We start from the raw sequence: 16738 nt of genomic DNA, 5'->3' as shown, positions 1-16738 counted from the left end.
CGACCTCCGGCACGGCAATCCCGGCGGATGACCGCCTCCCCAGGAAGTGGGCTGCTGATCCTCACCGTTCGGCCCGGTCGAGGGCTCGGACTCCGAGAAGGATCAGCACTCGACCTCGCCACACCCCCTGGGCCGTCTCTTTGGGATCCTGCCGGGCCCCGCGCCGCCCGGCACCGCACCTCGCCGCGTTGTCGGAGCACCGCAGTACGTCCAGTACGACGGCGCTCCTGCGCCCAGGGGGCACCTCCCAGCGGTAGCCGGGGGAGAGGCACGGCACCGGACGACGCGGGCCCGACCGACAAGATCCGAAAGAGACGGCCTAGCGCATCGGAGCCGGCGCTTCGGCCCAGGTCCGGCGCCGAAGTCTCATCCGCATCCCCCCGCCCGGCCGGAGTGCGAATGACGGCCACGGCCGAACGACGCGTCCCGGCGTTTCCTGCGCCAACTGGAAGCGCTGCCCGACGGTCGTCAGGAGCAGGACCATCTCGAGCCAGGCGAACCTGGCGGCGATGCAGGAGCGCGGACCGAGGCCGAAGGGGATGTAAGCCCCCGTCGGCAGGCGGCTGTTCAGACCGTCCGCCCACCGCTCCGGCCGAAACTCCTCGGGGGCATCGAACCACCGCGCGTCGCGATGCAGCACCCATTGGCTTATCAGGACGTTGGAACCCTTCGGTATGTGATAGCCGCCCAGATCGGTGTCGTGCGCCGCTTCGCGTCCGGTCAGGTAGGACGGCGGCTGGACGCGCATCGACTCGGTGATCACCTGGTCGGTGTAAGTGAGCCGGGGCACGTCGGCGACGGTCGGCGGGCGCCCGCCCAGCACGCGTTGCCACTCCTCGACCAGGCGGGCTTCCACCTCCGGGTGGCGGGCCAGCAGGTACCAGGTCCAGCACAGGCTCAAGGCGGTGGTCTCGACGGCGGCCAGGAAGAGGTTCTGGGCCTCGTCGCAGACCTGCGCGTCGGGCATGCGGTTGCCGGCCTCGTCCTCGGCGAGCAGCAGCATCGACAGGATGTCACCGCGGTCCTCGCCGCTCGCCCGCCGCTCGCGGATCAGGTCGTAGACGATCGCATCGAGCTTCCGCATCAGGAGGCGCAGCCGGAGGTTCGCGCGCGTGGGTACCCAGTCGGGCAATGGCAGCAGGCTGGAATACCGGACGTCCAGGTAGTCCATGATGCTTTGGAGGCTGCCGATGACCAACTGCCCCTCGTTGGTCACGTCGATGTCGAACACCGTCTTGGCGGCGATCTCCAGAGTGAGGCTCATTGCCTCCGGATGCATGTCGAGCACCGCCCCGTCGGCCCAATCGGCCATCCGACGCCCGGCGCAGGACGTCATCAGGCTGTCGGTGGCATCGACGCGGCTCTTGCGGAACGCCGGGTGGCACAGCCGCCGCTGCCGCGACCAGAACTCTCCGTGGCTGACCGACAGGCTGTTGCCGAACAGCACCCGGTTCATGGTCAACAGGTACGGCCGCCGCGGGAAGGTCCGCTCCCCGGTGACCAGGAGCTGCTCGATCAGAGCCGGGTGGCTGGCGAGATAGACCCGTCGCGGGCCGAGGCGGAACGAGGTGAGATCGCCATGTTCCCTGGCACAGGCGGTGAGGAAGCCGAGCCGGTCACGCTGGAACTCCGGCAGGCAGCCCGAGAGGAAGTGGCCCCGGGGGCCCGGCGGGACGGGGTACTTCGACATGGCGCTCCTTTCGGAAGGGTTTCCCGATGTGCACGAAGGACGCCCTCACGGTGATCGGGGGGCACGAACTCGATCACCGGAAAGGCGTCCCCTGCCGTCCGTATTCGACCGAGAAACCGTGTCTGTCGCCGAGGGCGTCGAACTCGCGGATCTGGTCGAGATCCAGGTCGGGCCCCAGACTGGTGTCCTGGTAGCGGCCTTCAAGTGCGAGCAGCATGGTCTCCGCCATGCAGGCGAAGACACTTCCGGACCGATGTCCGGTACCCCGGCCCAGCTTCGATGCCGACGGCGCCCGGACCAGCCCGGCTTCCATGAACAAGACGTCCGGGCGTGCGGATCTCACCTCCGCGGTGGCGTTGAAGGGGCGGGATATCTCGCAGACGACCGAGCCCTGCTTCAGGCAGTCCGCTTCCAGAAGGCCCTCCACGGCGCTCGTGGCGGTCACCGTGAGGTCGGCCTGCGGCAGCCGACCCCGCAGGTCGGTGGTGATGGTCAAGCTTCCCGGTGACGTCTCGATCTCCTCCGCCAGTTTCACCAAGTCCGACGACGTCGGACGGCCGGGAAGCCGCTCGATGAGGGAGACGAGCGAGGCGGCAACGGTGTCCGGACCGAACGCCTGCCGATTGCGGGTGTGCAGATCCCAGAGATGCTCCAGAATGCCCGCGGCAACCTCCAGGAGGCGCCGTCGGCTGCGCTCCGCGTATGCGGGGTTGCCGATCAGGATGAGCTCCTGCACGTCCTCCGCGAGGAGCAGCGAGACGGTCCGGCCAATGGCCCCCGTCGCCCCGAGCACCGCCACGCAGGACTCGGACAGTTGCCGGCCGACCTGGTCGCAGGCCATCTGCAAGCCGCGCCGCGCCGCCGCCACCGTATAGGAATTGCCCGTCGTCAGCGGGCCCAGGCCGAGCTCCTTGAGGGCCAGACCGCCGAGCGTGACAACCGATGTGAACCCTCCGAGCCCCACGATCTGCGCTCCGCCTTCGAGCGCGATCTCCACGGCCCGGCCGACCTCCGACAGCGCCGCCTCGCGCGGCATGTCCATCAGCTCGCGGGCGGTGAAGGGCACGGCGATGAACCGGCCGTACGCCGTCCGGCCGGTCCGCGATTCGATCAAGGCCTCGCCGATCGGCGCCGGCGCCAGCAGACCGGCCCCTCGTTCTCTGAGGCTGCGGAGCTGCTCTTCGTCGAACGCCTCGAGACTCGGGTCGAGGTCGGCGAAGTCCGCCAGGTCGGTGAGATGAACGATGAACGCGAAACGACTGTCGGCGGCGCCCGCTTCGGCCGCGAGTGTCTTCTGGCTCCCGGAGCGCGGCGCCGACGAACCGAGGGCAGGGGCAGCGGGGCGGCTCGCTTCGGGCGCTCCGGCCAGATGGCCGACCAGACGAGCCGTGTCGCCGTGTGCCAGCGCGTTCAATGTCCGGTCGAGGGCGTCGAGGAACACCCGGCAGTGACTCCACTCGACGGTCAGCGGGGGTTCGATGCGCAGTACGTTCTCGGCGCTCGCCGTGGGCGCGACGCGGACCTTCTCGACGTTGAGGAGGTGACTGGTGACGAGGTACGTGAGGAGGTTCTGGTCGGTCAGGTAGCCCAGCAGACCGTCGCGGACCGCCGGACCGTCCGCATCGAGCTCGACGCCCAGCATGTAGCCCCTGCCCCGTACGGCCTTGATCAGACCGGGATACTTGCGTTGAAGGTCCAGCAGCTCCTGTTTCAAGTCCCGGCCGTTCTCGGAGACGTGACGCACCATCCGTTGCTCGTCCCGCTCCAGCAGGTCCAGGGTCGCCAGCCCCGCCCGGCAGGCGAGCGCGTTGCCCGCGAAGGTCGAGGAGTGCAGGAGGGCGAAGTCGGGGTTGTAGACCTCCTCCGTGCACAGGCAGGCGCCGATCGGGACCAGCCCGCCGCCGAGCGCCTTCGCCAGCGTCATGACGTCCGGAGCGACCCCCTCGTGCTCACAGGCGAACAGCGTCCCGGTGCGTCCGAGCCCGGTCTGGACTTCATCCAGGATCAACAGCGTCCCGGACTGGTCGCAGAGTTCGCGCGCTCGCCCGAGGTAGCCCTGCGGCGGCTCCACCATGCCGCCCTCACCCTGGATCGGCTCGAGCAACAGGGCCGCGTAGAAGCCCTTCCGGTCCCGGAAGGCTCTGCTCAGGGCATCGACGTCTCCGAACGGGACGTGATGAAAGTCGTCCAGGGGCGGGCCGAACGGCTCCTGGTACCACGAGTTCCCGGTGGCCGACATCGCTCCGAGGGTCTTGCCGTGGTAACTCTGCTGCGCCGCCAGGATTCCCGGGCGCCCGGTGGCCGAGCGGCAGAGCTTGATCGCCGCCTCGACCGCCTCGGCTCCGCTGTTGGCAAAGGTGACGTAGCGCAAGCCGGGCGGCGCCAGCCGCACGAGACGCTCTGCCAGCTCACCGGCCGACGTCTGGATCGACGGCTGCACGAAACTCGGAAGTCCGGCCCGGCGGACCTGCTCCAGCGCATTCCAGATCTCCGGCGGGTTGTAGCCGAAGGGCACCGCCCCGTACTGGGCGATGAAGTCCAGATAGCGCCCTCCTTGTGCGTCGTACAGGTAGCAGCCCTCACCACGGACGAACTGCTTGTCCAGGTCCAGGCGCGCCAGCCAGGAGGCGAGGTACGGGTTGACGTGGCGGACGTAGGGGTGGCTGTCGGCCGGCGTAGCCGGGTCCGGGGATGCGGCCCGTCCCGTTCGGCTCCGGGACAGACCGGCTTCGATGGCGAGTCCGGCCGGCCGGTCGCTTCGGCGGCCGTGTGTCAGGGCCGCCAGCAGCTCCGGCCTGTGCTCGGCGAGCTGCGATCGCAGATCCGCGGTCAATGCTCCCCTGGGTGCGCTGTAGTGCAACCGGCCGCCTTCGGCGCGCAGCTCGATTCCGCGCCGGCGCAGGTCCGTCAGCAGCGCGGCGACACTCACAGCAGGCCCTCCTCTCGCCCCGGCGGGGGGACTGCTCCGCCGCCGACCAGGGCGTGGAGGAAGACGTCGTCCTCCTCCAGGGCGAACGCACTACGGATGCTCGCGAAGTCGAGGCTTCCGATCTGACAGAGTCCGAGTTGCGCGGCGGGTGCCGTGGTTTCGAGCAACTGGGAGATCAGCCCCGCTTCGATCAGAGCGAACCTCATCGACGCTTCGCCGTAGATCGGGGCGACAGCACCGATGCGGCCGATCAAGAAGACGGAAAACGCCGCTTCGTCGAAAACGGAGCGATTCACCGGCAGGTGGATGCCGCGGTGAAGGGGTACGTCTGCAGAGATCACGACGAGTCGGTGGTCCGGGTGGTAGTAGTACACCCCCTCCGCGAGCCCCTCCACACGGTCCCGCTTCACGTGCAGGTAGGTCTGAACCGGATAGATTCCTCCGGCGGAGGCGTACAGATGCCTCGGAGTCGTGTCCCCGCGAAGCTCACGGAGGCAGCCCAGGAGATCGCCGAGCCGGTCGAACGGCACGGAGAGCTCCGAGAACTGATGGTGACTGCGCCGCTGCGCGCACTTCGCCCCCAGCGTTTCGTCCGGCAGCTCCGGCAACCGCACGGAGACTTCCGGCGCCTCGCTGCACGGCCCACGGATCCCGGGCCGCCCTCGCTTGAACTCCTCGCGCTCTCCGGGGTCGAGGAGCAGCTCGAAGGAGGACGGGACCGCTTCGATGCTCGTGCCGGCGCCTACGATCGCCCCACCTTCGGCAGCTGCGTCCTGAGGCTGGTGCTCGTCGTAGTACGCGGCGAGTGCGGCTACGGTCGTGAGGCGGAAGATGTCCGCCATCGCGGGCCGGAAACCGAACACCTCGTTCAGACGCGACGCAATCCGGATGATGTCGAGCGAGTCGATTCCCAGCGCCATGAGCTCGTCGGCGGGTGAGACCTCCTCCACCTCGAGGACTTCTGCGACGATCTTCCCGATCACCTCCGCGGTGGCGCCCGCAGTCATCCCAGGACTTTCATGGCGTGACGGTGACGGTGACGGTGCCGCGGGGGCATGCTCCGACAGGGCCTTGCGGTCGATCTTGCCGTTCGCTGTCATCGGCAGTTCCGGCAGGAAGACCGTCGCCGTGGGCACCATGTAGTCGGGCAGCTTCTCGCGCAGGAAGCCGCGCAGCTCATCCGCCCCGCCGGCGTCGGCGAGGTCCCGGTTGCCGGTGACGTACGCGACCAGGCGCTTGTTGTTCCGGTCTCCGCCGGTGGCGGTCACCACGACGTCGCGCACGTGCGGATGCTCCCTGGCAGCGGCCTCGATCTCCCCCAGTTCGATGCGGTGTCCGCGGATCTTGACCTGGGTGTCCTCCCGTCCGAAGAACTCGATGTTGCCGTCGGGAAGATAGCGGCCCAGATCTCCGGTTCGGTACAGCCGTTCTCCGGTCCGTGGGTGGGTGATGAATCCGACGCTCGTCTTCTGCTCGTCCCGCCAGTAGCCCCTGGCCAGGCCGGCGCCGCCGATGTAGAGGTGGCCCGGGACCCAGACCGGGCACGGCTCCAGTCGCTCGTCGAGTACGTGGAAGCGCTGGTTGGCCATCGGTTTGCCGTACGGGATGCTCTTCCACTCGGGGCCTACCGCGTCGATCGGATAGAGGATCGACCAGATGGATGCCTCGGTCGCACCTCCGAGTCCAACCACCCGCACGTCGCGCCCGAGCGACTTGATCCGGTCCGGCAGGGCCACCGGAATCCAGTCCCCGCTCAGCATGGCCAGCCGCAAGGCGTCCGGCAGTCCTCCGCCCTGGGCGCCGACGTGTTGGACCAGCATCTCCAGCAGGATGGGCACCGAGTTCCAGACGGTCACCTCCTCGCGCGCCATCAGCTCGATCCATCGGGAGGGGTCCACCGAGGCCGCGGCTTCGGGCATCACGATGGTCCCGCCTGCGGCGAGCAGGCCGAAGATGTCGTACACGGACAGGTCGAAGCTGAGGCTGGACAGCGCCAGCACGCGGTCGTGCGGGCCGACCTCGAAGCGGCGGTTGATGTCGTCGATCGTGTTGAGCGCGGAGCGGTGGTCGATCATCACCCCTTTCGGGGACCCGGTCGAGCCCGACGTGTAGATGACATAGGCCAGGTCGTCCGGCCTCTGCACCGGCTCCAGTGGATCGCCGCCCGCGTCGTCGCCCGCGTCGTCACCCGGGTCGTCCTCGCCGTCGACGCTCAGCAGCTCGATGCCCTCGGGCCACCCAAGCCTCTCCCGCAACCAGGGCTGGGTGAGCGCCAGTTGCACCTGTCCGTCCTCCAGCAGGAACCGCAGGCGCTCCCCGGGAAGGTCCGGGTCGATGGGCAAGTAGGCCGCGCCCGACCGGAGGATGCCGAGCACGGAGACGATCTGCTCCCACCCCTTCTCCATCACCACGGCCACCAGCGTGCCTGGGCGCGCGCCCAGGCCGCGCAGCCGCCGAGCCACACGTTCCGACCTCCGGCTCAGCTCCGCGTAGTCCAGGGTGCGATCGGCGGTCACGACGGCGGGCTGTCCCGGTCGCTGCGACGCCTGGCGGATGAATCCCGCCTGGAGCAGCTCGTCGGCCATCGGCCGGCTGGTGGCGTTGATGGCGTTGCGCTGCTCGAGCTGGGCCGTAGGGGGCCGGCACGGCGCCGCCTGCCACCACGCCTCGTCCTCGAGCAGGCGGTGCAGGAGCCGGACCTCCGCCTCACACATGTCCGACACCAGGCCGGCCGGAAACAACTCCTCCACGGCGTCCCAGTTGAGGACCAGAGCGCCGCCGCGTTCAAACGCCTGGTGGTCGAGAGACACCTGGGGCGTTTGGGAGAGCCCGTAGACGAAGTCGCCCATGCTCGATGTCGTGGCCTTCTCGGGCGCCATGAAGTCATGGACGACATCGCAGGTGAAGACGACCGGCATCGTGGCTCCGTGCGCGCTTCCCTGCGACCGGGCCAACTCGCGCAGGACGTTCACGCCGTGGAAATGCCGGTGGTCCAGATCGTCCCAGAGCTGCTCCTGCATCCTCGTCGCCCGGGCCTCGAAGGAATCCGGCCCGGAATTGTCCACGCCGAGCAGAATCATCGAGGTGAATTCACCGATGACATCGTTGACTTGCGGATGGACCGGAAGCCGGTTGAACAGGATGAGATTGAGGGTGAACCGCGGGCTCTTGCTCCAGACGGACAAGACCTCGGCAAACGCGGCCAGGAGCACGGTGGCCGGAGTCAGACGGGCCTTCTTCGCCCGCTGCTTCAGCCGGGACCAGACCTCCGGCTCCAGCGTGGTGCTGTGACGAACGAACGAAGGCTTCGACACGTCGCTGAGCGGCTTGATCACCGGTAGTTCGGGCGCAGGCGCCAGCCCGGGGATCCGGTTGCGCCAGTACTCCCGCGAACGGCGGTACGTGTCCGAGTCCTCCCAGGCGCGTTCCGCGAGGACGTAGTCCCTGAAGGAGAGTTCCAGCGGCGGAAGAACAGCGCCCGGGTTCGTGTACAGCTGGAGCCACTCGTCCAGCAGGACCTGGAAGCTCCTGAGATCGCAGATCAACAAGTCGATGCTGAAGTACAGCCGGGTGCGCCGATCGTCGAGGCAGGCGGCATGCATCTCGAAGAGCGGCCAGCGCTCGGCGGCGAAGACCTGACCGGACATGCGCTCGCGTACCGCTTCCAGCTGCTCCTCAGCCTCGTCCGCGGGCACATCGCGCACATCCGAGACTCCGAGTCGGTACGGAGGCACCGACCGGAGGACCTCCTGCCGGCCGTCCGGCCGGAACACCGTCCGCAGCATGTCGTGACGGGCGATCACCTGCTGCAGGGCCGCCGTGCATCGCTCGAGATCCAGGCGTGGCGTGTCGACTTCGAAATACACATGGGAGCCGACGTTTCCCAACAGGAAGTCATCGCCACGGCCGAGCCAGTAGGCCTGCTGGAGAGGCGTCAAGGGGAAAGGCTGATACCGCTCCTGTGGCGCCGGCTCGACGGTCGGCAGTGAACGGGCCGACGCCCTGCCCTGCCCGGAGTTTTCCCGCAGCGCCTGTACGAGCAGCTCGCGCTTCTCCTTGTCCGGCAGCCCGGTGAGTCGCTGGATGTCGCTCACGGGGACTCCGTCTCGGCACGAGCCAGAATCGCGGCGGCCGTGTCGGCGTGCTCCCTCAGGAGCACATCGACCTCGGCTTCCGAGAGCCCCTCGATCAGCACGGCCGGATCGGCCGGCACGGGCTCGGGTGAGGTCGGACCGTGGGAGCCGTCAACGCTCTCGGCCAGCTTCGTCGCCATCGTTGCCAGGTCCTGCCCGCCCATGAGCTGGGCCGTCGGAACCGTCAGGCCGAGCTCGCCCTCGATCAGATGCACCAGCTCGACCGCGGTGAGTGAGTCCAGGCCCAGCTCGTGCAGCGGCTTGCCGAGATCGATGCTGGAGGGCGTGGTCCGCAACACCTTGGCGGCCTGCTTGGAGAGGAAGGACTCCAGCACCTGCCGGCGCTCCGCCCCCTCCGCGCTGAGGATCGCCTCCCGTACCGTCCGGCCATCCGGGATCCGATCGGAATCGACGTCGGACCGGGTGACGAGGCCGGCGAACCGGGTGGGAGGACACTGGCTGGCCAGGGTCCTTGCCCACTGGTTCCAGTTCGCGTCGATGACGCCGAGCTGAGGGCGGTCGATCTGCAGGATTCGCCCCAGCATCGTCACGGCGGGCCGGACCTCGAGGACCGCCATGCCCATGCGAGCGAGGGTCTCCGTCAGCCCCTCGTGCCGGGCCACGTAGCCCACCTCCTTGAGCGGTCCCCAGTTCACGGTCAGCGCGGGCAGGCCCAGCGCGTGACGGTAGTGGGCCAGCGAGTCGAGGAAGGTGTTGCCGGCGGCGTAGTTGGCCTGGCCCGAATTGCCGATGACCGAACTGACCGAGGAATAGCAGACGAAGAAGTCCAACGGCTCCCCTCGGGTTTGCCGGTGCAGGTTCCAGGCGCCGTTGATCTTGGGCGCCGTCGCCGTCCGGAACCGCTCTGCGTCGAGTTGCAGCACCACGCCGTCGTCCAGGACCATCGCCGCGTGGATCACCCCCCGCAACGGCGGCATGGTTCGCCGGATCTCGTCGAGCATCGCGCCGACCTGCTCTTCGCTCGAGACGTCCACCTTGGCGACGCTCACCTCGACGGAGTCCCGCCTGAGCTCCTCCACGGTCCGGCGGGCCGCTTCGCCGGAGGCGCCGCTGCGGCCGACGAGCACCAGGTGGCGCGCGCCGCGCTCGGCCAGCCAGCGGGCCGTCGCCAGTCCGAAGCCGCCCAACCCGCCGGTGATCAGATACGTCGCATCGCCCGCGAGCTCCAGGCCCTCGGGCTCGGGGAACGGCTCGACGACCGACTCCTGGCCGGAGAGCGTCAGGACGATCTTGCCGATGTGCTCGCCGCGCATCATGAAGCGGAACGCCTCGCGCACGTCGTTCATCGGGAAGACGCGGGTCGGCAGCGTGTGCAGCGTGCCCTGCTCCAGCTCCGCGACGATGCGCTCCCACAGCGCCCGCATGACGTCGGGCTGGCGCTGGGAGGCCACGATCAGGTCGAGTGAATGGAAGCTGATGTTCGTCCGGAACGGCCGAAGCCCGATCCGGCCGTTCCCGAAGATGTCCCGCTTGCCGATCTCGATGAAACGCCCGTTGTGGCGCAGCAGGGACATGCTCCTGCTGAGCGCGTCGCCCGCCAGCGAGTTGAGCACGATGTCGACACCCTGCCCGCCGGTGAGAGCCATGACGTCGTCCGCGAACCCCAGCGTGTGCGAGTCCATGACGTGCTGAACGCCGAGTGCTCGAAGGAACTCCCGCTTCTCCTCGTTGCCCGCGGTGGCGAAGACTTCGCAGTCGGCCGCGAGTGCCATCTGGACCGCGGCCAGGCCGACACCACCGGCGGCCGAATGGATCAGCACCCGTTCGCCGGGCGCCATCCGGGCGAGGTGATGGAGAGCGTATCCGGCGGTCATGAAGGCGATCGGGAGGGTCACCGCCTCTTCCCAGTCCAGACTCGCCGGCAGGTGTGCCACCTGGATGGCCGGGCAGGTGACGTGCGAGGCGAGACAATGGCTGGCCAGCGCGACGAACACGCGATCGCCGACCTCGAAGTCCGTGACGCCCTCGCCGACCGCTGTCACATGACCGGCGCATTCGTCGCCCAGGATCCAGTTGTCCGGCGATTCCCGCGGGTAGATTCCCAGCGCCTTCATCACGTCCCTGAAGTTGAGCGCCGCAGTGCGGACCTCGACCTCCACCTCTCCGGGGCCCGGCGGCCGCCGCTTCATGGGCCGCAGGTTCAGGTCGTCCAGAACGCCCAGCCTGGCGGCCTCCAGGCGGAAGGGACTGCCGTCCGCCGCGCGGATCGTGCCCTGCGCCGCAGAGCTGCGCACGGCCCGCAGGACGTAGCGTGCGCCGCCGCGCAGGGCGATCTCGTCCTCGCTCGTGCGGGCGGCCAGCTCCGCCGCCAACGCCGCCGTCTCGTCTTCTTGGTCGCCGGTTCCCAGGTCGATCATGCGACAGCGCGATCGCGGCACCTCGTTCATGATGACCCGGCCCAGGCCCCAGACCGAGCTGTGACGGATCGTCATGGGGCGCTCGCGGCCGGCCGGCTGAGTGCCGCGCGTCACGAGCCAGAGCTCCGGGATCCGGTCGCACTCGGCCAGGGCCTGCGTCAGTGCCAGCACGCTGTGGCAGCCCTCGGTCTGCGCGGATTCGACCTCCGCCAGCGACGGCTCGCCGGCAGCCGACGGCTCTGTGGCCGAGGGCTCCACGCTCCAGAGGAAGACGATGCCGTCCAGTGGGCCGCGTCGTGCGGTGACGGCATCGAGCAGGCGCTTCATGTCGTCCTTGGCGGCGGGCTCCACCTCGAAGTGGCCGTCGCCGGTCTCCCGATAGGCGGTCCCCGCGCCGACGGTGACGCACGAGCCTCCGAGACCTTCGAGCCGGCCGACCAGGCGCTGCGCGACACCGTGCCGATCGGCGAACACGAGCCAGTTGGCGGCGGCGTCGGCCGACGGCACGGAGACCGGCGGTGCCGGCTCCGGCAACGCGGGGCCCCGCCCCACCAGCACGACGTGCTGGGTGTCACGCAACCCGCCGACGTCCGTCACCTTCGCCCCGTCGGCGAATCCCTCCTCGCCCAGCACCTCGAGCCACCGATCGCCGCTCAGCAGCGGGTAGTCCGGCCGCAGGTCGTTGTCGGCGAACTTCCACCAGCCCTCGGTCGGGGCGAACACGAGGTCGACCCAGCGGGACGGATGATCGATCTCCACCATCAGGAGCATTCCGTCCGACGCCAGCAGCTGTTTGACGTGGGCGAGCGAGCGACGCACGTCAGAGGTGGCGTGCAGGACGTTCGCGGCCAGGACGAGATCGAAGGAGTGCTCGTCGAAGCCCTGCCCGGCAGGCGACCGCTCGAGGTCGAGCGTCTGGTACCGCATGCCGGGGAAGTGCTGGAAGCGCTGCTCGGCCCTGGACAGGAAGTGCGTCGTCAGGTCGGTGAACACGTACTCCACCTGCTCCGCCGGCAGACCAAGGGCCGGCAGCACGCACGACGTGAGGCCTCCGGTGCCGGCGCCCACTTCGAGGATGCGCAGCTTGCGGCCCTCCGGAAGTCCCTCGACCACCGCATCCAGCACCGCCCGTACGGACCGGTAGGAGGAGCGGTACGAAACGCTGTCGCTGAAGAACTGCTCGATGAAGGAGTTCCCGCCGAACAGGACCTCCACCGGATCGGTCCGGCCGCTGAGAATGTCGGCCAGTCGCTCACCGGACCGGCGGAGCAGCGACGCCTCGGGCAGGTAACTGGGGAGGCGCCCGTAGATGTCACGCCAGAGCCGGTCGGCATCCTCTCGTTCGGGCCCGCCGATGACGGTCCAGCCGCCGTCGGCCTCCCGGAGCACGCCGTCCTCTTCGAGCATCGTGACATAGCGACGGAGCAGGGCATGGTGCTGCGGAGCCACGCGGGCCTGCAGCGTTTGCGCCGGGACGAACTCACCCTCGCGCAGGGAACAGCCGAGCTGCTCCAGAGCCCGGACGACATACGCCGCGCACAGGCGGTCCACCTCGCGTTGGAGCCGTACGAACTTCGTCTGATCGCCGGCGAGGGCGCTGAGGCTCACCCCCTGCTGGAGGTCTCCGGCGAGCGCGGGCAGATCGGGCCAGAAGTCGGGCGCGTCCTGTGCAGCGGAGGGAGAGAGCGGCTGCAGCTGCCACTCGAACTCGTAGACGGCGTCCTCCAGACTGCGGCTGCCGGGGCGGCGCGCGCCTTCGACCGCCTGGCAGACGAAGCTCTCCACCTCCACGGCCACCTGTCCGTCGGGGTTCAGCAGCGAGAGGTCCACGTCCAGCATGCTGCGGTCGGCCCGCTTCACCCGTGCGTGGCACCAGAGGTCCCGCTCAGGTCTGCGGTAGAGGTGCACCCGGCCGACGCGCGCCGGGAGGTACAGGACGGTGGTGGACGTGACCGCGGTCGGCAGGGCGGCCGCGAGGACCATCTGGAAGCAGCTGTCCAGAATCCCCGGTGGCAGCAGGTACTTCGCGTCGTCGGACAGCGGTGGGGGAGCGACCCTGCCGAGCGCCTCGCCCTCGCCCCGCCAGGCTTCCCGGATTCCCCGGAAGTGCGGACCGTACCCGAATCCCAGGTCTGTCAGCTCACGGTAGATGTCACTGGCGGGGATCTCCTCGCGGCAACGTTCGAGGATGTGTTCGGGCGATTCCGACGCAGAGACCGCCACCGGGTCGGGACCGAGCCTGGCGGAACAATGCAGATTCCAGGCGCTCTGCCAGTCACCGGTTCGGCTGGAGATCTGCAGGCTCCGCTCGACCGGCGAATAGGCGAGCTGAAGGCTGGGCCCTTCCCCACTGTCCGGCACGAAGAGCGGCTTGTGGATTTCGATGTCCTCGAGTGCGCAGCTCTCGGAATTCAGGAGCTGAGTCGCCCCCGCGACGAGCATCTCGACGTAGGCCGCGGCGGGGAAGACGATGTTGCCCTGCACCCGATGCTCGGCGAGCTGTGTGCGGAGCCGGCCCTCGATCTTGTTCTCCCAGTACGGGTTGGCGGACCGGACCCTTCGCCCGAGGAGCGGGTGGACGAAGGTCTCCAGCCGGTCCTGGTTGTTCTCGTCGGACTCCTGCCAGTAGCGGCGGTGCTTCCAGGGATAGACCGGCAAGCGCACGCAGCGGCCGCCCGCGGGGAACAATGCCCGCCAGTCGACCGCGTAGCCCCGGGTGTACAACCCGCCCAGCGCCCGCCGCATCGTGGTGTTCTCGTTCTCGCCACGCTTCAAGGAGGACAGCACCGCCGGCTGGAGCGACCGTCGCGCCGCGGCCTCGGAGACGGAGCTCGAAAGGACCGGGTGGGGACCCAGCTCGAGGAAGGCGTTGAACCCGTCGCGGAGGAGCCCGTCGACCGCGTCGGCGAAGTGCACCGTCTGCCGGACGTTGCGCCACCAGTAGGCGGCATCGAGCGGCTCCCCGTCCACAGGGGCTGCAGTCACCGTCGAATACATCGGAATGCGCGGCGCCGTGAATGCGACGTCTCCCAGCGACGCCGACAGTTCCGACTCCACCGGCTGCATCTGCGCGCTGTGGAATGCGTATTGAACACTGAGGAAGCGGCAGAACACGCCGCGCTCGCCCAGCGACGCCTCGATCTCACGCAGCGGTTCTTCCTCACCCGAGAGCGTCACCGACGACGGACTGTTGATCGCCGCCAGAGAAACGCGCTCCCCGTACGGCGCGATCAGACTCAGCGCCTCCTCCGCCGTCAGGCCCGCAGCGAGCATCCGGCCAGTCGTGGGTGCGCTGCTCATGCACCGCCCGCGATGGAAGATGACCCGGGCCGCCTCCTCGAGGTCCAGCGCGCCACTGACGTGGGCCGCGGCCACTTCCCCGACACTGTGACCCACCACCGCGTCAGGCTCGATGCCCCAGGACGACCACAGCGCTGCAAGGCCGACCTGGATCGCGAAGATCGCAGGCTGTGCGATCGCGGTCTCCTGCAGGCGCGAGTTCTGCTCGTCCGCGGCCAGTTCCTCCAGAACCGACCAGGAGCCCCACCGCCGGAACAGGCGATCGCATTCCTCGACCTTCTGCCGGAAGACCGGCTCGTGCGCCAGCAGTTGCCGGCCCATGGCCCACCACTGGGCCCCCTGACCGCAGAAGACGAACGCCGGCTTCCGCTGCTGCTCGACGTGGGCCGCAGCCGCCTGGGGCGGGTCCCCACCGCCCGCGAACGCCTCGAGGGCGGCGGCCAGTTCTTCCACCGACTGCCCGCTGACCGCCAACCGGTGCTCGTGGTGGCCGCGGTGCACGCCTGCGGTGTAGCAGACGTCACGGAGCCACGCGCGATCGTGACCGCCCTGCCCGCGCAGGAAGGCGGCGTACCGGCTCGCGACGTCCGGCAGGACTTCCTCGCTGCGCGAGGAGAGCGGCAGGATCACGGTGTCAGTGCCCGGCGACCTGTCGCCGCCGGTCCGAACCTCGGCCGGAGGACTCTCCAGGACCGCGTGCGCATTCGACCCGCCGAATCCGAACGAGTTGATCCCGATGACGACGCGGCCGGCCGGCAATGGCTCGAGAGTCTGCGGCACGCGCACTTTGAGCTTCTGGAAGTCGATGCGCGGATTGGGCTCCAGGAAGTGGAGATTGGGAGGCACGTTCCCGTGCTGCAGCATCAGCGCCACCTTGATGATGCCGGCCACGCCCGCGCCGGCCTCCAGGTGCCCGATGTTCGTCTTGACGGACCCCACCACCAGGCTGTCCGCTTCGGACCGTTCCCCGCACAGCGCGGCGCTGAGCGCGTGCGCCTCGACGGGATCGCCGACCGGGGTGCCCGGACCGTGCGCCTCGACGTAGTACACCTCGCTCGGTGAGACGCCCGCCGCCCGACAGGCCGCGCTCACCAGGGCCTGCTGCGCCTCCTGGCTGGGCACCGTGATGCCGACCGTGCGCCCGTCCTGATTCGTCGCGCTTCCGCGAATCACGGCGTAGATCGGATTTCCGTCCGCCAGGGCCGCGGACAGCGGCTTCAACAGGAGCATCCCGGCGCCCTCGGCGCGAACGAACCCATCGGCGCGAGAGTCGAAGGCCTTGCAGCGTCCGTCCAGCGACAGCATCGAGGCCGACTTCAACGAGATGTAATTCCTCGGCGTGAGGATCGCGTTGACCCCGCCCGCCAGGGCGACCGTGCATTCCCCGTCCCTCAGGCTGCGGCAGGCCAGGTGGATCGCGGTCAGGGAGGACGAACAGGCGGTGTCGAGCGCCACGCTGGGCCCGCGCAGATTCAGGCAGAAGGAAATGCGATTGGCCGAGATGGACAGTGCCGAGCCCATCGTGATGTGCAGATCGAGCAGCGCGCGGTCCTGCAGGGATCCCTGGAGACTCAGGTAGTCGTTCGTCGAGCATCCGACGAATACGCCCGCGTTCGAACCGCGCGCGACGTCGAGCACCTGGCCTCCGTCCTCGAGGGCTTCCCATGCCAGCTCGAGCAGCAGGCGCTGCTGTGGATCGATGGCAGCCGCTTCCCGCAGGGAGATACCGAAGAACTCCGGATCGAAATGGTCGATCCCGTCGATGAAACCGCCGAACCGATGGCGCGTCATGCCCCACGCATCCACGTCCGGGTCGTAGAAGGCGCGCAAGTCCCACCGCTCTGCAGGGACCTCGGTGATCGCGTCCACGCCCTCGCGCAACAGCTTCCAGAACGATGTCGGGTCGTTGGCGCCGCCCGGCAAGCGGCACCCGATACCGATGATGGCGATGGGTTCGGGGCTCGAGGCCCGGTCATCGCGTGCGTATGCGGCTTCTGCTCGCCCTGCGTTTCGCACGAACGTTCTCCCGTCGCTCGCTGGCGCCTGTTCTCGCGGACCCGAAGGGAAAAAGAAGCGCGGGGCGTTGTTCCAGGGCATCGTCCGCCGACTTGACCCACACGGCGGTGGATCCGCCTCGTGCACGTCTACCGCCTGGTGCGAACAGATTTTCGGGGCGGATGGCGCCGCGCTTCATTTCCCGGCCCTGCCGTGCGGACATGAGAACTGATGGCACGGTCCTCTCGGACTCAGGAGCGGTCCGTTCCCTCCACTTCCTCATAGGTGCGGCAAGATCGCATATTGGCTTCGG

The 16738-nt window shown here is 68.9% G+C and carries 4 protein-coding genes; all 4 read right to left on the bottom strand.

Translation table 11 applies throughout. The features are described 5' to 3' along the window. Nucleotides 1-319: 319 nt before the first annotated feature. Nucleotides 320-1690, bottom strand: a complete 1371-nt coding sequence (locus tag ACWGE1_RS24375; RefSeq protein WP_453422605.1) for a cytochrome P450 — start codon at nt 1688-1690, stop codon at nt 320-322. Nucleotides 1691-1763: 73 nt separating this feature from the next. Next, nucleotides 1764-4619 (bottom strand): aminotransferase class III-fold pyridoxal phosphate-dependent enzyme, encoded by a 2856-nt coding sequence (locus tag ACWGE1_RS24370; protein ID WP_453422604.1) that lies wholly within the window; start codon nt 4617-4619, stop codon nt 1764-1766. Continuing rightward, nucleotides 4616-8713 (bottom strand): non-ribosomal peptide synthetase, encoded by a 4098-nt coding sequence (locus tag ACWGE1_RS24365; RefSeq protein WP_453422603.1) that lies wholly within the window; start codon nt 8711-8713, stop codon nt 4616-4618. The genes ACWGE1_RS24370 and ACWGE1_RS24365 overlap by 4 nt, the downstream gene beginning before the upstream one ends. Then, nucleotides 8710-16527 (bottom strand): SDR family NAD(P)-dependent oxidoreductase, encoded by a 7818-nt coding sequence (locus ACWGE1_RS24360; RefSeq protein ID WP_453422602.1) that lies wholly within the window; start codon nt 16525-16527, stop codon nt 8710-8712. Before ACWGE1_RS24360 ends, ACWGE1_RS24365 begins: the two co-directional genes overlap by 4 nt. Between the last annotated feature and the right edge of the window lie 211 nt (nt 16528-16738).

It is taken from the genome of Streptomyces sp. NPDC054932 (assembly GCF_053610205.1).
The sequence above is the reverse complement of the archived record's forward strand: the minus strand, read 5'-3'. Positions and strand labels throughout refer to the sequence as shown.

Bases quoted from the DNA above. Each gene is read 5' to 3' on its own strand.
- ACWGE1_RS24375 (WP_453422605.1), bottom strand. From the start codon at position 1,690: ATGTCGAAGTACCCCGTCCCGCCGGGCCCCCGGGGCCACTTCCTCTCG.
- ACWGE1_RS24360 (WP_453422602.1), bottom strand. From the start codon at position 16,527: ATGCCCTGGAACAACGCCCCGCGCTTCTTTTTCCCTTCGGGTCCGCGA.